Raw genomic sequence first — 24,329 nt, forward strand, 5'->3', positions numbered from 1 at the left:
ACTATTGGGGGTCAGTTCAAAACTCTTAAGCTTAGGGGCTTTATCTTATCTTGAGTAACCTTATTTGTGGCGCTCTTTTAGCTTGTTCACCACATCATTCATCGATAAACCTTGGTCTTGCAATAACACCATCAAGTGATAAATCAAATCCGCAGATTCACACACTAATTCCGCCTTATCGCCCGACGTCGCCGCAAGCGCGACTTCAACGCCTTCTTCGCCCACTTTCTGCGAAATACGCTTGGTGCCACGAGCATAAAGACTGGCAGTATAAGAGGAGCCTGGATCGGCACTCTTGCGGGCAGCCAATAACTGCTCAAGTTGATGAAGCCACACCATCTGCGACTCTTCTTGTGAATCGCCGTCCCAACAGGTCGTGGTCCCGGTATGGCACGTTGGGCCTATAGGGTTTACTTTGACTAGTAGCGTGTCAGCGTCACAATCGAGCGAAATATTCACTAACTGCAGCACATTACCTGAGGTTTCACCTTTGGTCCACAAACGCGCTTTAGTACGAGAGAAAAACGTCACTTGACCAGTTTCACCCGTTTTTGCTAGTGCGTCTTGGTTCATGTAGCCCATCATCAACACTTGGCTTGATTGAAAATCTTGTACGACGGCAGGCACCAAGCCATCGACTTTGTCCCAGTTGATTCGCTCTGATAGCAAACTTACTTCGGCGGCTTTAAAACTCATAGTCGTACCTCAATGCCTTGTTGTTTTAAATACTGTTTTAGTTCACCAATATTGATGACTTGCTTGTGGAATACTGACGCGGCAAGGGCACCATCCACATTCGCTTTTTGGTATGCTTCGGCAAAGTGCTCTACGGCCCCCGCACCGCCCGACGCGATGAGCGGCACTTTACACACTTCACGAACCATATTGAGCTGTTCAATGTCGTAGCCGCTGCGCACACCATCTTGGTTCATCATGTTTAATACGATTTCACCCGCGCCACGTTTTTGCACTTCTTGCACCCAATCACGCGTTTCCCATTGAGTCGCCTTTGTACGCTCTTCATCGCCAGTGAACTGGTAAACTTGGTATTTCCCAGTTACTTTGTTGTAGTAAGAATCAATGCCCACCACGATACACTGCACACCAAACTTATCAGCGAGATCCGTAATCAATTGTGGATTCGCTAACGCTGGCGAGTTAATAGAAACTTTATCCGCACCAAACTCTAGAATCCGCGCCGCATCTTCTGCCGACTTAATACCACCAGCCACACAGAAAGGAATGTCGATCACTTCCGCTACTCGCTTCACCCAACTTTTGTCCACCACACGACCATCACTTGACGCGGTAATATCGTAAAAGACCAGTTCATCTGCGCCCTCTTCAGCGTAGCGTTGAGCCAGCGGAACAATGTCGCCAATGATCTCGTGGTTTCGGAACTGAACGCCTTTCACCACTTGTCCATCACGAACATCAAGACATGGTATTATTCGCTTTGCCAGCATGCCAATGCCTCCTCTGCTGTGAACTTTCCATCCAGTAAAGCACGACCGACAATCACGCCGGATACGCCTGTCCCTTTGAGCCTCTCAATATCAGCCAGTGAGCCAATACCGCCCGACGATTGGAATTGCACTTGTGGGTATTGTTTGCAGAGATCGACGTAAAGCTCTACGTTTGAGCCTTCTAGCGTACCGTCACGAGAAATATCCGTACAAAGCACGTGCTGTAGACCTACTGTTAGGTAATCATTAATAAGTGCTTCAATCGTTACACCCGAGTCTTCTTGCCAGCCCGAGATGGCCACTTTACGCGTGCCTTCTTGGTCGATGTTAATATCTAGTGCTAAGACAATTTTCTCTGCACCGTATTTTTCCATCCACCCTTTCACAAGCTCTGGTTGCTTGACTGCTGTCGAGCCAACCACAACACGCTGGGCGCCTGCCTCTAACAAATCAATCACGTCTTGCTCTGTGCGCACACCGCCACCGATTTGGATGTTCGCTGGCGTGCTTGCTAGTAGCTTTGCAATCAAATCAAGTTGGCGCGCAGAGGTATCTTTTGCACCTGTTAAATCCACCAAATGCAGCCAGTTAGCGCCCGCTTGGTGGTACAAGTTGAACTGCTCTGCAGGATCAACTTTGTACTCGGTTACTTGGCCGTAATCACCTTGATAAAGGCGAACTACCTGTCCTTCGATTAAATCAAGAGCTGGAATAATCACACTAAATTCCTTTTATAGTTCTAAGAAGTTTTGCATAAGCTTCGCGCCCGCTTTTGAAGAACGCTCAGGGTGGAATTGCACACCGTAGTAATTGCCGCTTTGTAATGCTGCTGTGAACGGGTTGCCATATTCACATTCAGCAATCGTATAATCGCCAACGGGCATGGCAAAGCTGTGTACAAAGTAGAAGTACTCCCCTTCTTCAATATCTTTGAACAGTGGGTTTCCAGCTTTTGCAGAAACGGTATTCCACCCCATGTGCGGCAGTGGCAAGTCGCCGGTTTGCATCAGTTTCACTTCACCTTCGCAAAGGCCAAGACACTCCACTGAGGCATCCGCTTTCTGACCCTTCTCCTGAGAAAACTTACCCAATAGCTGCATACCCAAACAGATGCCGAGCAATGGCTTTTCAACTTGTTTGACGAGATTGATAAGATCACGCTCTTCAAGGTTCTTCATCGCTTCGCTGGCGGTGCCCACGCCCGGAAGGAATAACTTGTCAGCCGACAATACAACTTGCGGATCTTTTGAAATAGTTACGTCATAGCCTAGGCGTTCAATGGCAAACCTTACCGAAGAAACATTGGCACACCCTGTATCAATGATGACAACTTTTTGTTCTGTCACTATTTTTTCTCCTATCCTAACGGAAGCCTTAAAGCACACCTTTACTGCTTGGCAATTCTGTTCCTTCCACTTTAATGGCTTGACGCAAAGTTCGACCAAACGCTTTAAACAAGCTTTCAACAATGTGGTGATCATTATTGCCCGCAGAAGAAAGGTGCAGCGTACACGCTAAGGTGTCAGTCAGAGAACGGAAGAAGTGCACCACCATCTCCGTTGAGAGGTCACCCACTTGTTCACGGCTAAACTGCGCGTCGAACTTAAGGTATGGGCGGCCAGACAGATCCAGCGCACATTGAGCCAAACACTCGTCCATTGGAAGGCTAAAACCAAAGCGACCAATACCACGCTTGTCACCTAGCGCTTCTTTCAACGCTTGCCCCAACGCAAGAGCGGTATCTTCTACCGTGTGGTGATCATCTATGTGCAGGTCGCCTTCCACTTTGCACACCATTTGGAATCCACCGTGCGTCGCGATTTGATCCAGCATGTGGTCAAAGAAACCAAGGCCCGTTGAAATATCGTTACCACCTTGCTCATCAAGGTTAACCGCAACTTTGATGTCCGTCTCTTTGGTGGTACGAATCACTTCAGCAACGCGAGCTTTAACCGTTAGAGTTTTCAGGATCTGTTTCCAACCCATGGTTTCTGGGTTGTATTGAATCCCGCGAATCGCCATGTTTTCCGCCAATTGCAGATCCGTTTGGCGGTCACCAATCACGACGGAGTGTTGGAAATCCACTTTGCCGCCTTGAAGGTACGCTTTCACCATGCCTAGCTTAGGCTTACGGCAAGAACAGTTGTCTTCTTCAAAGTGCGGGCAAATCAGCACATCATCGAACTTCACGCCTTGAGACTCGAAGATCTCCATCATCATATTGTGCGGCGCATCGAAGTCTTCTTGAGGGTAGCTGTCGGTACCAAGACCATCTTGGTTCGTGACCATCACTAGGCGGTATCCTGCATCCTGCAACGACAACAGGCTTGGGATAACAAACGGCTCTAGTTTTAATTTATCCAAGCGGTCAACTTGGAAATCAATCGGTGGCTCGACAATCAGCGTGCCATCACGGTCGATAAATAGGATTTTTTGTTGCTTGCTCACTCGAACTTCCTTATTGCTATTCTTTTTGACGCTCTCGCTATTTAGCAAGAGCGATTAACTCGATCTCTACTTATGAGTAGTAGTTTCTGATGAAACCCAGTGTTTTTTCGCACTCGTCGCGGTTTCCGACACTAATACGTACGCAATTCTCGATTGGTGAGTTACGAAGAATGATTCCCGTGTCCCAAGCCGCTTTGAATACTTCGTCGCCATCTGGGAATTTCACCAATAGGTAGTTACCCCACCCTTCAAAGACTTCCAGCCCTGGAATCATCGACAAGCCGACCTGCAGATAAGCGCGGTTTGCATTCAAGTCGAGGACTTGGAACTTCGCTCGCGCTAGTCCCGCTTCAGAAAGCGCCTGAGTAGCAATTTCTGCAACTGGAACGGGAACTGGGTACGGGGCGATCACTTTAAGAAGGATATTAATCAGTTCTTCGTTTGCTAGCGTAAATCCACAACGCAAACCAGCAAGCGCGAAAGCTTTCGACAGAGTACGCAGAATTGCGAGATTCGGGTATTGCGCCAGTAAATCTACTGTTGACGCTTCTGGACAAAAATCAATGTACGCTTCGTCCATCACTACGATTGCACGGTCTTTTGTCATCTCAAGCAGAGAGACAATATCTTCACGCTTAACCAAATTACCCGTTGGGTTGTTTGGCGAACATACAAACACCAGTTTTACGTTATCTAGGTTTGCTTCAATACCCTCAAGATCCAGTTGCCAATCTGTGGTTAACGGCACCGTTTTGCGCGCTACACCGATGGTTTCTGCACTGATGGCGTACATACCGTAAGTCGGTGGGCAATATAAAATCGCGTCTTCACCCGGTTCACAGAAAGCACGAATCAATAACTCAATACCTTCGTCTGCGCCACGAGAAGTCAGCGTTTGTTCTGGTTTCACTCCAGCATACGCGGCGTAAGCAGAAATCAATTCTTTAGGCTGACATTCGCTGTAACGATTAAGACGAGCAAAATCGGTTTTGTATTCATTATTGAAAGGTGATTCATTCGCGTTTAACCACACATCACCAGTACCACCAATTCGGCGAGCCGAAAGATAAGGTGTTAGTTGTTGGACTTGTTTACGCGCTAGCTTTTCCATCTCTTTACTCTCTTATTCTTACTTACTTGCTAATTTTTCTACACGGATAGTAACAGCACGTTTGTGGGCGTCCAGACCTTCCGCTTCGGCCATGGTCACAACCGTTGGCGCAAGATTTTTCAGACCGTCAGCTGAAAGCTCTTGAACCGTCATTCGTTTATAAAAATCAGCTAAACCTAAGCTTGAGTATGTCCGTGTGTAACCGTAAGTAGGAAGCACGTGGTTAGTGCCCGATGCATAGTCGCCAGCCGACTCCGGAGACCAATCACCAAGGAAGATAGAGCCTGCGTTATCTAATAAAGGCAAAAGCTCTCTCGGATTCTTAGTCTGTACAATCAAGTGCTCTGGGCCATAGTAATTAGAGATAGAAATAGCCTGCGTGATCGACTCTGCAATAATGATTAAGCTTGATGCCAGTGCCTGTTCAGCGATGTCGGCACGCGACAGTAGTTTCAATTGATGTTGCACTGCATCTGTCACTTGGTCGGCAATAATAGCGGACGGAGTGACAAGGACAACTTGAGAGTCAGGTCCATGCTCTGCCTGACTTAGAAGGTCCGCCGCAATAAAATCTGGGGCCGCTGTTTCGTCTGCGATCACAAGAACTTCCGAAGGGCCCGCTGGCATATCAATCGCGGCGCCACGGAAATCATTACTAACTTGACGTTTTGCTTCCGTAACGTAAGCGTTGCCCGGACCAAAAATTTTATCGACCTTCGACACCGTTTCTGTGCCGTAAGCCATTGCCGCAATAGCTTGACCACCACCGATATTGTAAACATCGTCAATACCACACAACTTAGCGACATAAAGGATCTCATCCGCGATAGGGGGTGGAGAACACAGTACGACTTTGCGACACCCTGCAATTTTCGCTGGTACACCAAGCATCAAAACCGTCGATGGTAATGGCGCACTACCGCCAGGAATATACAACCCCACTTTTTGAATTGGACGTGTTACCTGTTCACAAAGCACACCCGGTTGAGTTTCGACTTTAATTGGCTGTGGCTTTTGCGCTTTGTGGAATTTGGAAATATTGGCATAAGCTTGCTCTAGTGCGTTTTTCATTGATTCAGACAAGCGTTCTGAAGCGGCTTTAATTTCCTGAGAGGAAACACGGATGGATTCAGGTTTAACGCGATCAAACTTTTCCGTTAACTCCAGTATTGCTGCATCGCCCTCGCTACGAACTTGGCTAATTACTTTAGACACAGCGGCGGTAATATTTGCACCTTGAGCAATAGCGGGACGCTCTAGGATAGAATCTTGTTGTTGTTCACTTAATGATTGCCAAACGACTGTTCTCATGATGCTTACTCCATCATTTTTTCAATTGGTAATACTAAAATTGAGCTTGCGCCAAGTTCTTTAAGCTGTTCCATTGTTTCCCAGAATAAATTTTCTGTACTGACTAAGTGAACGGCAATTTTTTGTTTATCAGCTGATAGCGGTAATACGGTCGGGTCTTCAGCACCAGGAAGTAACGCCTTGATTTGGTCTAGTTTTTCAGCAGGAGCGTGAAGCATGATGTATTTGGATTCTTTGGCTTGTTGAACGCCCTGCATGCGTGTCAGCAACTTTTCAATAAGAGCGACTTTGTCAGCATCGAACTCCCCTGTACGCTGAATTAGCGTCGCTTTCGATTTGAAGATCATCTCCGCTTCTTTTAAGCCGTTCGCTTCTAGCGTTGCGCCAGTTGATACTAAGTCAGCAATCGCATCAGCTAGCCCAGCGCGAGGCGCGACTTCTACAGAGCCCGTTAACATACATGTGGAGAATGGAACACCTGCTTCATCCATGTAAGCTTTTAGGAGTTGAGGGTAAGTTGTGGCAATACGCTTACCAGCCAAGTCTTGCGGGCCGTTGTACTCTTCATCCTTGTCGATAGCGATAGACAAGCGGCAACCGCCAAAATCAAGTCGACGAAGTGGAACAAATTCACATGGCTCACCCAAAGCTTTACGATCTAAACGTACTTCCTCTAACTCGTTTTCTCCGATAAAACCAAGGTCAACAACGCCATCCATGATCAAACCAGGAATGTCATCGTCACGCACTAGCAGCAAATCGATCGGCATATTCTCCGAGTGAACAACTAATCGTTCCCCCATAATGTTAAATTTTACGCCGCATTGTTTTAGTAGAGCTTGGCTTTCTTTACTAAGACGGCCTTTTTTCTGAATAGCGATTCTTAAGCGTTGTGTTTGCATAACTTTGTCCCTGTGCAAGATTTGATATCTAAATATTTTTAAAGCTAAAACGAAAAAACCCTCGGGAGATTGTTCTCTCCCGAGGGTTTTAATCTGAAATTGCTCTGATTTAACCTCCGGGAGTTTCCTGCCTCCCGGGTATGCGCGCATCTCCCGAAAGACTAGATTGGGTGATGATGGTGATGAATGTTCATTACAAAATTGCGCATACTTATTTAAGGCTCTGTCGTATTTCTGGATTAGCTCCACACTAACTAAGGATTCTATTTTTTTCAATAGCGAATTTTAAATTTTCCAGCACTTTTTTTTAAACCATTAATTTTTAATAACTTATTTTTAATTTAATTGCGATAAGGTGCAAAAAATAGTGATTACCCATGAAACTGCGTAAAGGTAGCACTCAGCAAACAGCAGATTTCAGTGATGCTGCACTATACTCATTAATCGGTAATAGCGTATGTATTCAAGAGCGACGAAACGTGATTCAACGAGCCATTATTATGTGTGACGACAATACCCTACTCGTCGCCGACTTGAGCCTAGATAATAATGAGAGACAGCTGCTCCCTTCAGTAGACCAAATCGACCTCGATTACCTATTGTAGGCAATTGAGGAAAACAAACACAATATGAGTGCTGCTGCGCGTCATCTTGGGATATCGAGAACAACGCTCTACCGTCTCATTAAAAAGTACAACTTAAACGTCTAGTCACTATCACTATACAGGTGTAACGTAACACTGTGTAACAGACAACTCGCTATGTATCATTCACTTAAATTTTCAGCCTGAATACCCTAACTTTAGAACACTATAAATCAAAAGCTTATATCAGGCATATTCCTTGCTCGTTCCTTGCTAATAACTAACAGTAAGTCCGAGATGATTAGGTTATCCCCAAAAACGCGATTACCCCCTCACCTAAATCGCGTTAAAAAAAAGCTCCGCTAATTTAGCGGAGCTTCCTCTTTCTGTCAGTAAACTGAAACGCGTTATACGTTTTGACACGATGCCATCTTAGACTTCGACAACCAAGACAGGGCGAGGCATACCATAATGAAAATCACTGACGCAGCAATAAGCGAGAGTGCGATAGATGCCGTTATGCCCAAAGTAATAAAGCCAACACACGAGACTAGTGCCACCGATAATGCATAAGGTAACTGTGTTGATACGTGATCAATGTGATTACAGCGAGCACCAGTAGACGATAGAATCGTAGTATCTGAAATTGGTGAGCAATGGTCACCAAATACCGCGCCGGCTAATACGGCACTCAACATTGGCAGCATCAACGCGAGATCAGTCGCCCCCGCCATATCACCGGCAATTGGTAACATGATGCCAAACGTCCCCCATGAAGTGCCCGTTGAGAAAGCCATTAAACCTGACAATAAGAATAAAATCACAGGTAACCACTGCGGGTTAATATTACCTTGCGCCAAGGTCGATAAGTAAGACCCTGTCTTCATGTCGCCGATAACAGAACCAATGGTCCAAGCAAATACGAGTATGAGAATTGCCCCGAACATTGACTTAGCACCAATCCAAAGCGTGCGAGTAATCTCAGTCATTGGTAGGCCTTGTTTAATCACAGTAAACAAGGCGACGGCTAAACCTAGCAAACTACCGTAGATTAAAGACATACCTACATCGGTGTTTTCAAATGCGCCCAACAAAGCAAATTCTTTACCATCAGCGGCCAAAGCCTGACCACCGGTGTATAGCATCGAAGCGATCGTGGCAATAATTAGCGTGACAATAGGAAGTACAAGGTCAGAAACTGTGCCTTTTTCACTTTCGCGGATATCAAGCTCTTCATTGAGTTCATGCGCTTCTTGCGAATCATTCTCTTTGTCTTTATCAAAGCCACGACCTTGAGACGCCGAAATTTCGTGATCACGCATCTTACCGACATCTAGGCCAAACCAAGCAACCGCAAACACCATCAGTAGCGCAAAGACTGCGTAGAAGTTCATTGGGATCAAACGAACATAGGCACCTAACGCTGAATACTCGGTAATCCCATGAGAGACCAAAATGCCGCCAATGATAGTGATGATATATGCGCCCCAGCTAGACGCTGGCATGATCACACACATTGGTGCTGCTGTTGAGTCAAGAATATACGCAAGTTTGGCGCGAGACACATAGAAACGATCGGTCACCGGGCGAGAAATCGCACCAACAGCAAGACTGTTAAAGTAGTCGTCGACAAAAATGAATACGCCTAAGCAGGCTGCGAGAAGTTTAGAGCCGCGCTTACTTTTCACTCGAGACTGTGCCCACTCGGCAAACGCACGAGTACCACCAGACAGCGTCAACAAGGCCGTGGTCATACCAAGCAAAACGAGGAAACCAACAATACTCATATTCCAAGTATTAATACCACCATCTTCAACAAAGACAGAGGACACTTGAGAACTGACATAGCTAGCGGTGTCACCGATAGACCAGCTGTTTAGTAGAACCGACCCCAGTACGATACCAACGCCGAGAGAAATTAATACACGTCGAGTCAAAATCGCCAGAGTCAAAGCGACAATAGGTGGCAATAATGAAACAGGAGAATTGGAAAAATCTATTAAATTCATGATCTTCAAAAACCAAAGTTTGGCTAGAGATCTACTGCAGACAAGTCACGCAGCATACGATACGTGCTCATGTTGAACTTAGCGACAGGGAAGCGAACACTTCACCCAACCCTACAGTAGCGCTCCATAGTTTAATGTGAATATATACTATGGCAGTGTTGTTCCTTTCAGATACAACCCCAATAAGTAACGTTGATAGGCTACTTACTTCGGCAATCTTCGCCTTCCACTATTATTCATTGGCATCACCCCAATAATAGCTACTCTTCGAGACTGCACCTCTACGGCAACAGCAAACAATTAACCGTTCATTTTACAAATCAACAACAAATTATCTGCAATATTGCATCAGGTGGCAGCCATTGTACTTATGATATGAGGCAATGCAACACATCAAACTAAATTAAACCAATAAATAGTCACACCTCTAATTTATAAATCATGCCTACTTTAATTTTCCTTTGTGCAACTGAAATCACAGCAACTACGATATTTATGAAACATCATCATTACCTTAGGAATATCATGGTTTATCCGGATTCAATAAATTCAGAATATATGCTCGCTAGAGATAGTGAGACACAGTCTATTTCTAAGTACTAATTCTCACCTTTTTATACAAATTTATACAAAGCGATGCATTAATCATTATCAGCAATAATGGATAATAACTTTAATTCCCACCTCTTAAGATTTCTTTCGAGTTAAGTATTATTAATAAAGGTAAAAAACAGCTAAATTTAAACAAAATCATGATTTAGTATTTGCACATAAGGAGAAGATAAAGTTAAATATAAGGACTCTTTGTTTATTTGTAGACTGGCATTATTTAATCGTAACAATAAAAGTGCCCAACACATTAACCTATTAACAGGAATCGTTATGTCAGAGCTGACTAAAACACTTCTAAATATCCGTAGCCTTCGTGCATTTTCTCGTGAGCTGACTCTAGAACAATTGGAAGAAGCTCTAGATAAACTAACTACTGTTGTAGAAGAGCGCAGAGAAACAGAAGAAGCAGAACGTGCAGAAAAAGCAGAGCAAGAAGCGAAACTAGCAGAGATAGCAGAAAAAATCGCTCAAGATGGCATCGACGTTGAAGCACTAATCAGTGCTTTATCGGGCGAAGCTAAAACGAAGACAAAATCTAAGAAGCGCGCGCCTCGCCCAGCAAAATACAAATACATAAACGCAAACGGCCAAGAAAAAACTTGGACTGGCCAAGGTCGTACACCTTCCGCAATCCAAGAGCAACTGGATGCGGGTAAATCATTAGATGATTTCCTAATCTAATTCAGATTATTAAAAGGCTCTCGTTGGAGCCTTTTTTATTTGTATTGAACAAACTAAAATGGCGCACTCTCAAGTGCGCCATTTTAACATTAGTTATCGAACAGTTAATTAATCGATTATGTATTAACGTTCCCAGTATGCTTCTTCTAAGCTGTCTTCTCGCTCTGGAAGACCGCGTGACAGACGTGGAGAGTGCTGAACGAGAACTTCATAACTAGCACGGTTTGCATATTTGCAAACTTGTGAAAAAGAAGAGTAGGTTAAATACTCGTTACTGTGCTTGCTTGAATTAGGCACATTTTCTTTATGATATTTGTTTGCGGCCATATCATGAAGGACAGCTGATAATGCCGCGTCACCCGCACCATTAGTATTCTTTATCTTTTCAGGTCCCCCCATATATGGAGAAATATGTGAGTAAACCTTAATCGGATTCTCACATGCGTGTCGCTTAGCTGGGCGGCTAAATTCATAACGGTTAAACTCCGCGATTGAACCTGGAAGCAATGGTAAAGATGTTTCTCGCTTCGCACTGTCTTCTGTATAACCAGCCATAAACAAACCAACAGGACCTGCTGTACACAGCACCAAATCAGTCCATTCTAACGCCTTATCCGATGCAGCAAGAGGATCAGACTCACCTGTCAGGGCTTCTGCTTCATCTTCATTCATGGCGACAACAGAAACGTTGTCTCGAATAAACTCTTGCCAATATTTGGGATCATCTTGAATAACAAACTTTGTTCCTAGCGTAAGAACCACTGGTACATCATTCTTTTTCGCGTATTCAATTGCCTTCATCGTTGCTTCAGGCATTGGGTCACCCTCTTTACAACGTACTAAGTACGAAGTTAGTACCAACGCAGAAGCATTTTTGAAGATTTTTTCTGGAATACTATCGGGATGAAGTTGGTTCATCTGACCTTCACTAATTGCAAAAGTACGTTCACCATCTTCGGTAATAAGCGCGAAACAACGGCCAATCGCACCATCTACGCCTTGTAGGTAATTCAAATCCATCCGGCTCGATGTGTTACATAGGTAACGATAACCATAACTGCCGATTTTGATATCCTGACTCATAACACCAAGCAGCGTTGAGCGGTCATCGGCTAAAACAGAGTAGTTGTGTAACGTATTACCAATAGTACCGCCTGCATACTCATTGGTAATTAAGCTCTCTTCTTTTAACTGCTGATATAATTCTTCCGCTTTGGCGTCATCAATAACCAGTGAATGGCCTTTACTCAAACCGTACTTTTCAATCACATCCGTTGTAACTTTTGCTTCAATATCTACCAAAGTTTGGTCAATACCAATGATGTGAGTGCGCGTCATCATCTTGCTTTCTTGTGCTTGGCTCACTAGTGGGTCACGAGCATGAACAGGAAAATAGTGCTTCGATTTGCGTTGTCCAGGAAATTTCATATTGTCAGTCTGAGTAAGGGGATAATAAAGAGAACGGATTCTATACCGCGAATAATAAAGCGGCAATAAAAGCCATTATAGCAAACGATTGCTAGCCATTTTTTCTTCCCGAAGACTTATTCCCCCTCCATAAAGCTCAGATCTGGTAGCTGATCTAGGTGTTCACTGTAGCGCTTCAGATTGAACTCTCCTTCATTTTTCATGACATCAAATACTTCAATCGACATTGCGCACGCCAGCATAGCCACGGCATCTTCTCGTGGCGTTCCGGTCATCATTAAGCGCATTAACGTTTCTTTGGCTTGGATTGGATGTCCATCCTCTAACTGGTTTTCCACAATTTCAATGAGTTCTGCTTCTTGCATGAATTGATTTTCGGCTGTCATTTGTTCACTACCTCTTGGATTTTTGCCAACTATGCCATATATACCTTCTCTATATCTATGAAATAGCCCATTCGATGTTTTTGTTGTAGCAAATACAACAAAAAACGAAGTGTGATTTCAATCTCGGAACTGTCACCGGTCTGTGGATTCTGATAGAATCTGCGTCCCGTTTATTTAAGTGGTGTTTAGTAATGTCTGATAACAGCCAAAAGAAAGTCATCGTCGGTATGTCCGGCGGCGTTGATTCATCTGTTTCTGCGTACCTTCTAAAACAACAAGGCTACCAAGTTGAAGGCCTGTTCATGAAGAACTGGGAAGAAGATGACAACGAAGAATATTGCACAGCAGCAGAAGACTTAGCCGATGCTCAGGCAGTATGTGACAAGCTAGGCATCCATCTACACACCATCAACTTTGCCGCAGAGTACTGGGATAACGTATTTGAGTACTTCCTAGCGGAATACAAAGCAGGTCGTACGCCCAATCCAGACATTCTTTGTAATAAAGAAATTAAGTTTAAAGCGTTCCTTGAGTTTGCCGATGAAGTGCTGGAAGCAGACTACATCGCAATGGGTCACTACGTGCGTCGTTCTTTCCCAGAAAATTCATTACCTGGTGAAGAACAGAAGAAACCACAAATGTTACGCGGTCTAGATAGCAACAAAGACCAGAGCTACTTCTTATATACACTCAGCCACGAGCAAGTAGGCCGTAGCCTATTCCCGGTTGGTGATTTAGAGAAGCCAGAAGTGCGCCGCATTGCGGAAGAGCAAGGCTTAGTAACAGCGAAGAAAAAAGACTCTACTGGTATCTGTTTCATCGGTGAGCGTAAATTTACCGACTTCCTGAGCCGTTACCTACCAGCTCAACCTGGTAACATCGAAACGCCAGAAGGCGAAGTGATCGGCCAACACCAAGGTCTGATGTACCACACTCTGGGCCAGCGTAAAGGCTTACACATTGGTGGTCGTAAAGGCGGTGGTGGCAATGAAGAACCATGGTTCGTTGGTGAAAAAGACCTCAAGCGCAACGTTTTGATTGCCGTGCAAGGCAAAGACCATCCAATCCTGAAATCAGAAGGGCTACTTGCATCACAACTTCATTGGGTAGAACGTGAACCAATTCGTGATGTTATGAAGTGCACAGTAAAAACTCGTTACCGCCAACACGATATTCCTTGTACAATCATTCCTGTCGATGATGAAAACATTAAAGTGATCTTTGATGAACCACAAATTGCAGTGACTCCTGGTCAATCTGCCGTATTCTATAAAGATGACGTGTGCCTAGGTGGCGGCATTATCGAACAACGCATTAAATATTCTCAAGCTTAGGAGTTGTTACGTGGCGAATACACTTTATGACCGTACTATCGCTTTCGCTGGTATTTGCCAAGCCGTTGCTTTGGTTCAACAAGTGGCGCGAAACGGACATTGTGATCAAGATGCTTTTGAAACATCCATTAACGCCATTTTGAACACAAATCCAGCTAACACCGTTGGCGTATTCGGTTGCGAAGCCGATCTAAAACTTGGTCTAGAGTGCCTAGTTAAAGGCATTGATAGCACCCCATCTGGCAGTGAAATTACTCGCTATCTCATTAGCTTAATGGCTCTAGAACGTAAGTTAACTGCTCGTAACGATGCGATGTCACAACTTGCTGATCGTATTCAGATGGCCAAACGTCAAACGGAACATTTTGAATTGCTAGACGATCAAATGCTTAGCAATCTCGCAAGTATTTATTTGGATGTCGTTAGCCCTATTGGTCCACGAATTCAAGTCACCGGCACACCATCGGTATTGCAACAAACCTCTAGCCAGCATAAAGTTCGGGCGCTACTACTATCGGGAATTCGTAGCGCGGTGCTTTGGCGTCAAGTCGGTGGCAAACGTCGTCACCTGATCTTTGGCCGCAAGAAAATGATCGAACAGGCTCAGATCCTGTTAGCCCGAATATAAAATGCACCTGCTAGCTCGCGTTTATCGCGAGCTACTTTTTTTCGACTAAAACAAACTCCGCGCAAACGTTTGCGCGATATTCGTGACAATTGCCACCGTTATTGGTATAACGCTCACGAAATTTAGAAACTCAATTCAGGAGAACATCATGGAACTGTCAGCATTGACTGCTGTTTCACCAGTAGACGGTCGCTACGGAAGCAAAACCATTGCGTTACGCGAAATTTTCAGTGAATACGGTCTACTAAAATACCGTACCATCGTTGAGATTCGCTGGTTACAGAAGCTAGCAGCGACGGCTGAAATTGCCGAGGTGCCAGCATTCAGCGCAGAAGCGAATCAATTCCTAGACGACCTTGCTGCAAGCTTCTCTGAAGAAGATGCACGCCGTATCAAAGAAATCGAGCGTACAACTAACCACGACGTTAAAGCGGTTGAATACTTCTTAAAAGAGAAAGTGGCAGACGTTCCTGAACTGCACGCTGTCAATGAGTTCTTCCACTTTGCATGTACTTCTGAAGACATCAACAACACATCGCACGCTTTAATGCTTAAAGAAGCACGTGAGATGGTTATTCTTCCAGAACTTCGCAACCTCATTGACGCAATCAAAGCACTTGCTGTTGAGCACCGCGATATCCCTCTTCTCTCTCGTACCCACGGCCAACCAGCTTCTCCATCAACGATGGGTAAAGAAATGGCGAACGTTGCATATCGTATGGAGCGTCAATACAAACAAATCGAAAACGTTGAGATCCTCGCGAAAATCAACGGCGCAGTAGGTAACTACAACGCACACTTATCTGCTTACCCTGAGCTAGATTGGCACAAATTCAGCGAAGAGTTCATTACCGAGTCTCTGGGCGTCACATGGAACCCATACACCACTCAGATCGAGCCACACGATTACATTGCTGAACTCTTCGATGCAATCGCACGCTTTAACACTATCCTGATCGATTTCGACCGCGATATTTGGGGTTACATTGCACTGGGTCACTTCAAGCAAAAAACGATTGCAGGTGAGATCGGCTCTTCAACAATGCCACATAAAGTTAACCCGATCGATTTTGAAAACTCTGAGGGTAACCTCGGTCTGGCAAACGCCGTATTGGGCCATTTAGCACAAAAACTGCCTATCTCTCGTTGGCAGCGTGACCTAACTGACTCTACAGTTCTACGTAACCTCGGTGTTGGTGTTGGCTACGCAGTGATCGCCTACACGTCTACGCTAAAAGGCATCAGTAAACTAGAAGTAAACCGTGAAGCACTGCTTGCTGAACTAGACAGAAACTGGGAAGTACTTGCAGAGCCAGTGCAAACAGTCATGCGTCGTTACGGCATCGAGAAACCGTATGAGAAGCTAAAAGAGCTAACTCGTGGTAAGCGTGTAGATGGTGAAGCAATGCGTAACTTCATCGACGGTCTTGAGCTTCCTGAACACGAGAAAGCACGTTTGAAAGAAATGACGCCAGCTAACTACATCGGTCAAGCTATCGAGCTAACTGACAAGCTGTAACTTTTCCGTGATGGACTAGACATTGAAAAAGGTTGACGTCAAAGCGTCAACCTTTTTTTGTCTCTAAGAGGATTGAAAAATACAAGTTTAAAATCGCGCTGCATTAACACATTTAATCAGGCTCGCGGACAGTCTCCCCTAAACCTAATACGTGCTTAAGTACACCAATCCCTGTTAAGGCTGCTTTTGAAAAAACAAGGTTATCGTACCGACCTCAAGGCCAAACTTTTTAATTTTGGTGAGATTAAATACGTGTTTTTCATCTTGACGATAGAGCCAGTCATCAAAAAAGACGTTCACCGAAGAATCATCCATTTGTAATTCAAAGTCATACTGCCACTGCAACGCATTTCCCTGCTCTTTACCCGTTGCAATGCCAACAATATCATCCGCTTTTCCTTCGTAACTGCCGTCATCCAGTTTGGTGATCACCCAGATTCGTTGATCGAGTTCTCCATCATCAAAAACGAAATCTTCTACAAGCGTTAATTTGTTCCCTTTTACCGTACCAACAATATCCACTTCAAACCGACGTGTCTGTTGTTCGCTGTAATCTTGAACCATGCCCCAAGCTTTTATATCGCCCTCGAAATAACCGAATAAGTCAAAGGTCGGTGTCGAGGATTGGTAATTATCAATGTCCGCAGAGCATGCCGAAAGGAAAGCAGCAGTAATCAAAGCGGTTGACTTCAAAATTCGTTTAAGCACTATCTAACCTGCCCTATTAGTTGTTTTCGAAGCTTGGGAAATTCGGTATTTGGTGATAACCAAATCGACAAAAATGCGTCGTTCATACGTTCATCTTGAATATCGCCGACCATTTCTACTCGCAAGGAATCTGATGGTCTAAAAAGCAGTTGGCCCGTTTTACCATCAGTCAAATAAGTTAATTGATCTCCCTTCTCAATACTGGGGAACATGGTGTTAAGCTCAGCAATCCACTTTTCACGATAATAGTCAGAAAAACCTAACTTAACCCATTGTTCGTCTGTCACATCTAGTAGCCTTTGCTTACTGACATTTCTTTGATAATTGATTTCCAAAGCAAGCGGGTGTGGAGAAACATCATGGCTTGAGACGAATTTTCCACCAGGGGCTTTCAAACGCGACTGGTAAATATCGAAAATAAACCACGTCAATTGCGCCTCCCCGACCGTTTCCCACCCTGTCCAACCGTCTAAATTCACACCGTTATTCACTTTGCCAATACTTTGCGCTTGCAGAGTAAATGAGCAAAGCAACACGGCAGAAGTAAGGGCACTAATCAGGTTTCGTGTTAAGACTCTCTTCAAGCTTTTCATTTCCGTAGACCTTTAATATTAACAGCATCATCGCAACCCATTCTGCAAACAAAATAATTAAAGTGACGCCAGCACTAAATCCAAATTCAACGGCTTGGAGCTTGAAGCCCGCGTAGTAACTGACGACTCCTCCTATACCGCCTATTATTGATACGTAGGTTTTCGGGAAACGGTACAAAACGGATCTGAGTTGATAAGCATACCAAGAGAACAATACCCACAAGCACATCAGCCAAACAGGAAGCCATTGCGTCGGAAAAACAAAAACAGAAATTTGTTGGTTGAGTGTATTGAGAACGAGGCCGGAAACGGTGATAACGGCAATGCCCCTTAACGAAGCAATGTCGGTTTTCATGCAATAAAGAATTGTAGTAATAGTCAGCGCGAGGGTGACCCATTGCAAATGATAGGTTCCGATCACCGCTGAAAACCAGCAGAGTTGGAACCATATCGACGCGATAAACACTCTCATGATGAATTACGGTCTTTGAAACGTCATATGTATCGCGCTGATGCTTCTCGCTAAAAAACCACCTTCACAATAACTTAAGTAATAACGCCACATGCGAACGAAACGGTCATCATAGCCAAGTGAACGTACGTGCTCTTCAGCTTGGTTAAAGCTGTAATGCCAATCGTTCAGCGTCTTCGCATAATCCAGACCGATATCAAACAGATCACGTACCACCAGGTCACTATACTTGGTGGTCGCTTGAGCCAGCGAAGTCACTGAAGGCAAAAAACCTCCAGGAAAGATGTATTTCTGAATAAAGTCAACATTATTGCTGTAGTACTCGTAACGCTGGTCAGCAATGGTGATAGCTTGAATAGCCATTAATCCGCCAGGTTTGAGTAATGATTGACACTTTTTGATATAGGAAGGCAGAAATTGTTTACCGACAGCTTCGATCATTTCAATGGAAACCAGTTTGTCATAAACCCCATTGAGATCGCGATAGTCTTTCTTTAGCAACGTCACCTTATTCGATAATCCACGCTCCTTTATCTGTTGCTCGGCATAAGCATGCTGCTCTTCTGAAATGGTTGTCGTGGTGACATGACAGCCATATTGCTCGGCCATGTAAATCGCCATGGCTCCCCAGCCAGTACCAATTTCAATAACTTCATCTGAAGGTTGCAGGTTTAGCTGCTGACACAAACGCTCCATCTTATTCATTTGCGCTTGTTCTAACGAATCGTTGTCTTGGAGGTAGAGAGCTGACGAGTACAGCATATTACTGTCTAAAAACGACTGGTATAAATCGTTACCTAAGTCGTAGTGTGCATGAATGTTCTTCCGTGAATTCTCTTGAGAATTACGGTTTGTCCAGTGACTAAACTTATACAATAATTTCGTCAGCCAACTGCCTTGCTCTTCTAATTTATCCAAAGCTCGCATGTTAAGAGCCATTAGCTTCATTAATGATGTTAGATCTGGGCTATCCCACCAGCCATCCATGTAAGCTTCGCCTGCGGCAATACTGCCACCTTGTAATATTCGCGAGTAAAAACCGGGGTGTTTAACTTCTATACTGGCGACCACTGGTTGGCCATTATATTCGCCATCTGGTGCGGTAAATCGTTCGCTTCTTTCTGTCGCTTCCGTTTTATAGCTCTCAATAACAGTTAAGCAGCCGATTTCTATTTTTTGCAGACATTGAAAAATAACTCCGCGAGCCGCTTTTTGAGTCGTGGTAAGCTTGCGCGGCAATGTTATCGAACTGGTATTTAACATGCAGAATTCTCCTTGCTCTTTTTATTATCTTTTATCTTTTTTATCTGTATCGGCTTCTATTTCGTCAGATGTTGAATATTTAGGATGAGAATAAAACGGTGCCCCTTTTATCCACAATTTTAGTGCGTGCCAATAAATACCCACCATGACTTTTACCGTTTGAATTGGCGTAACGATCAAACACTTGAACAGATTTTTACTGGAAAACTCCGTTGCTTTCATGACCATCGTGGCATCAAAGTGTTTATCACCTTTATGGCATTCGAGATGGATATTGAGCTTGTCTGTCAAAGGCTTGATCTTCCAACGGTATAGCTGGTCAATGGGATTAAAGGGCGAGACATGAAAAGCTTTATCGTGTTCCCAGCCAAAGTGCTCGTCGTTCTTATCTGCGGAAAGAGCGTAATAATGACGTTCATTCCATGGCGTATTACTGACTTCCGCAAGTAGATATTGCCATTCACCCTGTTGATTGTAGACGTAGTAAAAGTTAACCGGACTGAAATAGAGCCCCAAATAACGCAAGTGACAGACCGCAATCACTTTGCCGGTGCATTGTACACCTGTCATTGTTTGCAACTTATCCTGTACTGCCTTTTTCAAGTTTCCTTCACCAAGGTAATCACTACGTTTAAACCGAGCCCAATGCCACCAACGCGTACCAAAACCCCATACTTTTTTCTCGAGTTGTTCTAACTCATCGACATCAATAGCCGGCATGAACAAATTGTAGTCCAGATTGTGACGTACAGGGGTGAAACGTCGATGTCTTACATTTCCGATAAAGAGTTGGCTGTTCATATGGTTACCCATTTATGCTGCGCCTTTTTCTATCTTAGTCATGTCTTCTTCATCGAATTTATGCTCTATACCTTTCACGACATCCAACGCACTACGTACGCCATCTTCGTGAAAGCCGCTGTACCAATATGCGCCACAGAACCATGTATTTTTAACGCCTTGAATTTCATCTTTACGTTGTTGAGCAGCAATGGATTCCGTAGTAAAAACCGGATGGTGATAAACAAATTTTCGCAGAACTTTACTTGCGTCAATTTTCTCAGAGCTATTTAACGTGACGCAAAAAGTGTGTTCCGACTGAACGTGTTGGAGGATATTCATATTATAAGTGAGAGATGGCAGCTTTTGCTGCTCGCCTTCACTGCCTTCTAACAAATAATTCCACGAAGCCCAAGCGGTCTCACGCTTTGGCAGTAAACTAATATCCGTATGAAGCACCACCTCATTCGCTTGATAAGCCATATCTCCGAGGATCTGCTGTTCGTTTTGTGTAATGTCTCCAACCATTTTCATTGCTTGATCACTGTGACAAGCAAAAATAACTTCATCGAACCATTCCGTCACTCCATTGACTTTGACCGCCACGCCACGCTCACTTCTAACAACTCTTTCAACGGGGCAATTTAGACGGATTTTGTCTGAAAACCCTTGTATAAGGGGCGATATGTAGGCGCGAGAACCACCTTTGATCACGTACCACTGAGGTCGGTTAGTTACATCCAGCAGACCATGATTTAAGAAGAAACGTAAGAAAAACATTAGTGGAAACGCACGCATATCAGCCAACGTTGAAGACCAAATTGCCGCGCCCATTGGCAGGATATAGTTATCAGAAAAGAAAGCACTAAAGTGATGCTCATCAAGAAACTCGCCCAGCGTTTGCGAATTAGTGGATTGCTCGTTGGCAAAGGTTTTCGCTAACTTATTGAATCTTAATATCTCAAAGATAAAACGATAAAATTTAGGATTTGCCCAATTACGTTTCTGCGCAAACAGTGTTGAGATGGTGTGCCCGTTGTACTCCAAGCCATTACCATCGTTTCGGACACTAAAACTCATTTGAGTCGGCAAGCCTTCGACGCCAATCTCGTTCATCATTTTGATGAAGTTTGGGTAAGTCCTGTCATTGTAAACAATAAAGCCAGTATCAATCGCGTAGTCTTTACCGTCGACATTCACGTCCACCGTCGCCGTGTGCCCACCAATATAATCGTTGGCTTCAAATACGGTGACATCGTGATTATTGTGTAAGTAATATCCACACGTTAGGCCTGATATGCCCGTTCCTATGATCGCAATCTTTTTTTTCCCTGCTGATCTCATTTCTCTTCCTTCTTATGATACGAGTTTAGCCGTTAGGCGAGCTTGCCAGCTGTATGGAAACAACGATATGAAACGCAAAATACCGGTAAACCTCGCTGGAAAATAAATATAACTTTTATTCGCCGCCAACTGTTTTCTAATCGCTTCAGATGCGTGTTGTTTGGAGACGATCATTGGCATTTCGAAGGTGTTCTTGTCAGTCAGAGGCGTCTCGACAAAACCGGGAAACACCGTTACGACTTGTATGCCCTTCTTCTTTAAATCCACTGCCAACGTTCGTGCAAAGTAACTGACCGCCGCCTTTGATGCCCCATAAGCCTCTGCTCGCGGTAGTGCCACCTCAGATGCAATCGAACCCACGATGACAATGCGATGACCTCGCTCCATATGCGGCTGACAAGCCTCAACGCAGTTTGCCACCCCAATAACGTTAACATTCATAACGCGCGCCATAAGTTTCGCGTCAACCACACCCTCATCCATGTATTCACAATTACCTGCATTGAAAATCCATGTGCTGGGGATAAATGGTAAAGAAGACAGCACATGTTTTGTTTCTTCGTGTTGTGTCACATCAAATTGCAGTGTTTCAATAAGAGGAGTGGTTGAGGTTAATTCTGCCAAGACTTTCTCGTTTCGCCCGCATGCAATCACGCGCCAACCAGACTTTGCGTAATCTAAAGCTAACTGTTTTCCAATGCCGGACGTAGCACCAGTAATTAAAACCGTACTGCTCATTGCCCTAACCTCTGCTTAATTGTTTTCACGACGGACCCAAGTAAAGGCAAGTTTTCATACAACATTTCGCCGAGATCAAAATAGTCTCGGTGGTAAATCACTTGACCTTCGCTGAACTTTAGATGAGAAACACCATTCACAAAAATTGGAGCCCCTTTCTGGAGTTTGGGATGTTGAAGGTCCATGGTCCAAGTAAGAAAACCGGTATCACCAACTTGTTGATGTTCGTGGATAATAAAATCACAACTTATGACATTGGCATATAAAGAGTTGAAATAGTCTGAAAGCGCGTCCCACCCTTCTAAACGATGAGCGGCATCTTCAAATACCACATCTTGATGATACACCTCTTTAAGCAGATGCAAATTTGCTTTATTAAGCTTTTGATAGATGTTGCCAACAGACTGTATGTCCATTCCTTTACTCCTACATGCCAGCAAATGTTGTACAAAATTATTATACGTACAAGATAGACCAATTGACAAAAGTTGTACAAAATTAATTTTGTATAACTTTTGTTTCCTCAGGTTAATACGGAATGACCTTCGTTAGCGATCAATAGATAAAAAAAAGGCTTGGTTAAAACCAAGCCTTTTCAATAAATTATCCAATTAGTATTGCTGGTTACGCAATGCTGCAATACGTTTATCTAGTGGAGGGTGACTCATCAGTAGTTCAGTTAAAGATTGCTTACCGTTAATACCAAACGCCATCATCGTGCCATCCAGCTGAGACTCGTGGCTCATTTTTAAACGTTCTAGGGCGGCGATCATCTTCTGTTTACCTACTAGTTGCGCGGCACCTGCATCCGCGTGAAATTCACGGTGGCGGCTGTACCACATGGTAATAAAGCTAGCCAAGAAACCAAATACGAGTTCGAGTACCATCGACACACCAAAGTAAACCATCATGTTTGTACCTTGGCCCTCTTCTTCGTCGTTTGATGCCACAATATTTGCAATGAAACGTGACAAGAAAATAACGAACGTGTTCACCACACCTTGCATCAATGTCATCGTGACCATGTCACCATTAGAGATATGGCTTACCTCATGCGCGAGTACTGCCTCAGCTTCATCACGAGTCATATTGTGTAGCAGCCCGGTTGACACGGCAACCAGTGAATCATCACGCTTTGCGCCTGTCGCAAATGCGTTGATATCTGGCGAGTCATAAATTGCCACGGTTGGCATACCAATACCCGCCTGCTGAGCTTGGCGATTCACGGTTTCTAGAAGCCAATGTTCGGTTTCGTTACGAGGGGTTTCGATAACCATGCCACCCACAGCGCGTAGTGCCATACCTTTAGACATCATTAACGAAATCAATGCACCACCAAAGCCAAATACTGCCGCCATGATAAGTAACCCTGACAGGCTACCTGGTTGCATTCCAGTGGTGGCATAAACAATATTCAGAACAACACTGAGAACTAGCACTACGGCTAGGTTCGTTGCTAGGAATAACATAATTCGCTTCATTACTTTTCTCCGAGGAAGCTTATTGGTATAAAAAGCTTGTTTAAAAAGCCGATTCCGGTTGGTTTCACGCCTTGATGCGTTATAGATATAGTCTACCTGCGATAAAAACAAGGTTAAGCAATAAATTGCAACATTTGTTTTCGAGACTGAAATATTACGTACATTTAAGTCGCGTAGAAACAGCATGTTAACCCAAGTATAGACTTTGGTCTTATTGTACGCCCATAAGAACGTGTTAGATTCAAATGAGATGAACAAAACAGAGCATACTCTATTAAAGACAGAGTAACTCTAAAATCCATGTTATTGAGGGAAAAAACCATGGTAGAAACTAACGACTATCAAATGGCTATTGATTTACTCCGCTGTCACCTAGGTATCTCAGAGGACGAGGCAAAACAGCAACTTGGTATTTCAACCGATGCCCAAATGACACAACGTGTTGCAGAAACACAGCAAGCATTAATGGGGCTTAGCCAAGAAAAATAACCATAACGTCTAACGTAACGGTTGGAAGCAAAGGTTAACATA

Annotated in this window: 24 protein-coding genes, 2 pseudogenes, 1 riboswitch and 1 other annotated feature; of the genes and pseudogenes, 6 read left to right on the forward strand and 20 right to left on the reverse strand. The window is 44.1% G+C overall.

All coding sequences use genetic code 11. The features are described from left to right. Positions 1–60 precede the first annotated feature (60 nt). The 8 genes from hisIE to hisG form a co-directional block, all read right to left on the reverse strand. Positions 61–696, reverse strand: coding sequence for a bifunctional phosphoribosyl-AMP cyclohydrolase/phosphoribosyl-ATP diphosphatase HisIE (gene hisIE, locus AC3D28_RS05575; protein ID WP_098415347.1), 636 nt, complete (start codon positions 694–696; stop codon positions 61–63). Further along, positions 693–1,466: an imidazole glycerol phosphate synthase subunit HisF gene (gene hisF / locus AC3D28_RS05580; protein WP_488535819.1), complete on the reverse strand. Its 774-nt coding sequence runs from the start codon at positions 1,464–1,466 to the stop codon at positions 693–695. The genes hisIE and hisF overlap by 4 nt, the downstream gene beginning before the upstream one ends. Then, positions 1,448–2,185, reverse strand: a complete 738-nt coding sequence (gene hisA / locus AC3D28_RS05585; RefSeq protein ID WP_488535820.1) for a 1-(5-phosphoribosyl)-5-[(5-phosphoribosylamino)methylideneamino]imidazole-4-carboxamide isomerase — start codon at positions 2,183–2,185, stop codon at positions 1,448–1,450. The genes hisF and hisA overlap by 19 nt, the downstream gene beginning before the upstream one ends. 12 nt (positions 2,186–2,197) lie before the next feature. Then, positions 2,198–2,812 (reverse strand): imidazole glycerol phosphate synthase subunit HisH, encoded by a 615-nt coding sequence (gene hisH / locus AC3D28_RS05590; RefSeq protein WP_488535821.1) that lies wholly within the window; start codon positions 2,810–2,812, stop codon positions 2,198–2,200. 28 nt (positions 2,813–2,840) lie between these two features. Beyond that, complete coding sequence (gene hisB, locus AC3D28_RS05595) at positions 2,841–3,914, reverse strand: bifunctional histidinol-phosphatase/imidazoleglycerol-phosphate dehydratase HisB (RefSeq protein ID WP_488535822.1); 1,074 nt, start codon at positions 3,912–3,914, stop codon at positions 2,841–2,843. 70 nt (positions 3,915–3,984) lie between these two features. Next, a complete protein-coding gene (gene hisC, locus AC3D28_RS05600) occupies positions 3,985–5,025 on the reverse strand; it encodes a histidinol-phosphate transaminase (RefSeq protein WP_488535823.1) in 1,041 nt (346 codons plus the stop codon). Between the two features lie 18 nt (positions 5,026–5,043). Then, positions 5,044–6,336 (reverse strand): histidinol dehydrogenase, encoded by a 1,293-nt coding sequence (gene hisD, locus AC3D28_RS05605; RefSeq protein WP_488535824.1) that lies wholly within the window; start codon positions 6,334–6,336, stop codon positions 5,044–5,046. A gap of 5 nt (positions 6,337–6,341) precedes the next feature. Further along, on the reverse strand, positions 6,342–7,238 hold the full coding sequence (gene hisG / locus AC3D28_RS05610) for an ATP phosphoribosyltransferase (protein ID WP_488535825.1): 897 nt from the start codon (positions 7,236–7,238) through the stop codon (positions 6,342–6,344). 49 nt (positions 7,239–7,287) lie between these two features. Beyond that, positions 7,288–7,424, reverse strand: a sequence feature (His leader region). 275 nt (positions 7,425–7,699) lie between these two features. Here hisG and AC3D28_RS05615 point away from each other — a divergent pair. After that, positions 7,700–7,948 (forward strand): annotated as a pseudogene (locus tag AC3D28_RS05615) (helix-turn-helix domain-containing protein); the annotation flags it as partial. Between the two features lie 281 nt (positions 7,949–8,229). Here AC3D28_RS05615 and tet(35) read toward each other — a convergent pair. After that, positions 8,230–9,831, reverse strand: a complete 1,602-nt coding sequence (tet(35), locus tag AC3D28_RS05620; RefSeq protein WP_098415339.1) for a tetracycline efflux Na+/H+ antiporter family transporter Tet(35) — start codon at positions 9,829–9,831, stop codon at positions 8,230–8,232. A gap of 109 nt (positions 9,832–9,940) precedes the next feature. After that, positions 9,941–10,123, reverse strand: a riboswitch (Lysine riboswitch). A 590-nt stretch (positions 10,124–10,713) separates the two neighbouring features. Between tet(35) and AC3D28_RS05625 the strand changes: the two genes are divergently transcribed. Then, a complete protein-coding gene (locus AC3D28_RS05625; protein ID WP_098415338.1) occupies positions 10,714–11,124 on the forward strand; it encodes an H-NS family histone-like protein in 411 nt (136 codons plus the stop codon). Positions 11,125–11,247: 123 nt separating this feature from the next. Here AC3D28_RS05625 and AC3D28_RS05630 read toward each other — a convergent pair whose 3' ends face one another. Further along, complete coding sequence (locus tag AC3D28_RS05630; protein ID WP_098415337.1) at positions 11,248–12,552, reverse strand: inosine/guanosine kinase; 1,305 nt, start codon at positions 12,550–12,552, stop codon at positions 11,248–11,250. A 116-nt stretch (positions 12,553–12,668) separates the two neighbouring features. Continuing rightward, positions 12,669–12,938, reverse strand: coding sequence for a hypothetical protein (locus tag AC3D28_RS05635; RefSeq protein ID WP_488535826.1), 270 nt, complete (start codon positions 12,936–12,938; stop codon positions 12,669–12,671). A 191-nt stretch (positions 12,939–13,129) separates the two neighbouring features. On the opposite strand from AC3D28_RS05635, the gene mnmA reads away from it, so the two are divergent. The 3 genes from mnmA (at position 13,130) to purB (ending at position 16,419) form a co-directional block, all read left to right on the forward strand. Next, positions 13,130–14,272, forward strand: a complete 1,143-nt coding sequence (gene mnmA / locus AC3D28_RS05640) for a tRNA 2-thiouridine(34) synthase MnmA (protein WP_098415335.1) — start codon at positions 13,130–13,132, stop codon at positions 14,270–14,272. Between the two features lie 10 nt (positions 14,273–14,282). Next, positions 14,283–14,900, forward strand: a complete 618-nt coding sequence (gene hflD / locus AC3D28_RS05645; protein WP_098415334.1) for a high frequency lysogenization protein HflD — start codon at positions 14,283–14,285, stop codon at positions 14,898–14,900. 148 nt (positions 14,901–15,048) lie between these two features. Beyond that, positions 15,049–16,419, forward strand: coding sequence for an adenylosuccinate lyase (purB, locus tag AC3D28_RS05650; protein WP_488535827.1), 1,371 nt, complete (start codon positions 15,049–15,051; stop codon positions 16,417–16,419). A 174-nt stretch (positions 16,420–16,593) separates the two neighbouring features. On the opposite strand, the gene AC3D28_RS05655 is transcribed toward purB, so the two are convergent. From AC3D28_RS05655 to htpX, 9 genes and pseudogenes are all read right to left on the reverse strand, one after another. Continuing rightward, on the reverse strand, positions 16,594–17,127 hold the full coding sequence (locus tag AC3D28_RS05655) for a DUF3833 domain-containing protein (protein WP_488535828.1): 534 nt from the start codon (positions 17,125–17,127) through the stop codon (positions 16,594–16,596). Further along, positions 17,127–17,720: a chalcone isomerase family protein gene (locus tag AC3D28_RS05660; RefSeq protein ID WP_488535829.1), complete on the reverse strand. Its 594-nt coding sequence runs from the start codon at positions 17,718–17,720 to the stop codon at positions 17,127–17,129. Before AC3D28_RS05660 ends, AC3D28_RS05655 begins: the two co-directional genes overlap by 1 nt. Further along, positions 17,680–18,192: a DUF2878 domain-containing protein gene (locus AC3D28_RS05665; RefSeq protein ID WP_488535830.1), complete on the reverse strand. Its 513-nt coding sequence runs from the start codon at positions 18,190–18,192 to the stop codon at positions 17,680–17,682. The genes AC3D28_RS05660 and AC3D28_RS05665 overlap by 41 nt, the downstream gene beginning before the upstream one ends. A gap of 6 nt (positions 18,193–18,198) precedes the next feature. Then, on the reverse strand, positions 18,199–19,455 hold the full coding sequence (locus AC3D28_RS05670) for a class I SAM-dependent methyltransferase (RefSeq protein ID WP_488535831.1): 1,257 nt from the start codon (positions 19,453–19,455) through the stop codon (positions 18,199–18,201). Then, a pseudogene (locus AC3D28_RS05675) lies at positions 19,449–20,268 on the reverse strand (DUF1365 domain-containing protein). The gene AC3D28_RS05670 and the pseudogene AC3D28_RS05675 overlap by 7 nt, the downstream one beginning before the upstream one ends. Next, the gene (locus AC3D28_RS05680; RefSeq protein ID WP_488535832.1) at positions 20,269–21,579 is read right to left on the reverse strand and encodes an NAD(P)/FAD-dependent oxidoreductase; all 1,311 of its coding nucleotides are present in this window, start codon (positions 21,577–21,579) and stop codon (positions 20,269–20,271) included. A 12-nt stretch (positions 21,580–21,591) separates the two neighbouring features. Further along, positions 21,592–22,317 (reverse strand): SDR family oxidoreductase, encoded by a 726-nt coding sequence (locus AC3D28_RS05685; RefSeq protein ID WP_488535833.1) that lies wholly within the window; start codon positions 22,315–22,317, stop codon positions 21,592–21,594. Then, positions 22,314–22,733 carry a nuclear transport factor 2 family protein gene (locus AC3D28_RS05690; protein ID WP_098415326.1) on the reverse strand — a complete coding sequence of 140 codons (420 nt, stop codon included), beginning with the start codon at positions 22,731–22,733 and terminating at the stop codon, positions 22,314–22,316. The genes AC3D28_RS05685 and AC3D28_RS05690 overlap by 4 nt, the downstream gene beginning before the upstream one ends. Positions 22,734–22,928: 195 nt before the next feature. Continuing rightward, a complete protein-coding gene (gene htpX / locus AC3D28_RS05695; protein ID WP_098415325.1) occupies positions 22,929–23,798 on the reverse strand; it encodes a protease HtpX in 870 nt (289 codons plus the stop codon). A gap of 321 nt (positions 23,799–24,119) precedes the next feature. Here htpX and AC3D28_RS05700 point away from each other — a divergent pair, with 321 nt between their 5' ends. Beyond that, positions 24,120–24,287, forward strand: a complete 168-nt coding sequence (locus tag AC3D28_RS05700; RefSeq protein WP_098415324.1) for a hypothetical protein — start codon at positions 24,120–24,122, stop codon at positions 24,285–24,287. Positions 24,288–24,329: the final 42 nt, after the last annotated feature.

This window comes from Vibrio sp. TAP-3B, from assembly GCF_057784735.1.

Bases quoted from the DNA above. Each gene is read 5' to 3' on its own strand.
- hisIE (WP_098415347.1), bottom strand. From the start codon at position 696: ATGAGTTTTAAAGCCGCCGAAGTAAGTTTGCTATCAGAGCGAATCAAC.
- hisF (WP_488535819.1), bottom strand. From the start codon at position 1,466: ATGCTGGCAAAGCGAATAATACCATGTCTTGATGTTCGTGATGGACAA.
- hisC (WP_488535823.1), bottom strand. From the start codon at position 5,025: ATGGAAAAGCTAGCGCGTAAACAAGTCCAACAACTAACACCTTATCTT.
- hisD (WP_488535824.1), bottom strand. From the start codon at position 6,336: ATGAGAACAGTCGTTTGGCAATCATTAAGTGAACAACAACAAGATTCT.
- hisG (WP_488535825.1), bottom strand. From the start codon at position 7,238: ATGCAAACACAACGCTTAAGAATCGCTATTCAGAAAAAAGGCCGTCTT.
- AC3D28_RS05625 (WP_098415338.1), top strand. From the start codon at position 10,714: ATGTCAGAGCTGACTAAAACACTTCTAAATATCCGTAGCCTTCGTGCA.
- AC3D28_RS05630 (WP_098415337.1), bottom strand. From the start codon at position 12,552: ATGAAATTTCCTGGACAACGCAAATCGAAGCACTATTTTCCTGTTCAT.
- AC3D28_RS05635 (WP_488535826.1), bottom strand. From the start codon at position 12,938: ATGACAGCCGAAAATCAATTCATGCAAGAAGCAGAACTCATTGAAATT.
- mnmA (WP_098415335.1), top strand. From the start codon at position 13,130: ATGTCTGATAACAGCCAAAAGAAAGTCATCGTCGGTATGTCCGGCGGC.
- purB (WP_488535827.1), top strand. From the start codon at position 15,049: ATGGAACTGTCAGCATTGACTGCTGTTTCACCAGTAGACGGTCGCTAC.
- AC3D28_RS05660 (WP_488535829.1), bottom strand. From the start codon at position 17,720: ATGAAAAGCTTGAAGAGAGTCTTAACACGAAACCTGATTAGTGCCCTT.
- AC3D28_RS05665 (WP_488535830.1), bottom strand. From the start codon at position 18,192: ATGAGAGTGTTTATCGCGTCGATATGGTTCCAACTCTGCTGGTTTTCA.
- AC3D28_RS05670 (WP_488535831.1), bottom strand. From the start codon at position 19,455: ATGTTAAATACCAGTTCGATAACATTGCCGCGCAAGCTTACCACGACT.
- AC3D28_RS05680 (WP_488535832.1), bottom strand. From the start codon at position 21,579: ATGAGATCAGCAGGGAAAAAAAAGATTGCGATCATAGGAACGGGCATA.
- AC3D28_RS05685 (WP_488535833.1), bottom strand. From the start codon at position 22,317: ATGAGCAGTACGGTTTTAATTACTGGTGCTACGTCCGGCATTGGAAAA.
- AC3D28_RS05690 (WP_098415326.1), bottom strand. From the start codon at position 22,733: ATGGACATACAGTCTGTTGGCAACATCTATCAAAAGCTTAATAAAGCA.
- htpX (WP_098415325.1), bottom strand. From the start codon at position 23,798: ATGAAGCGAATTATGTTATTCCTAGCAACGAACCTAGCCGTAGTGCTA.
- AC3D28_RS05700 (WP_098415324.1), top strand. From the start codon at position 24,120: ATGGTAGAAACTAACGACTATCAAATGGCTATTGATTTACTCCGCTGT.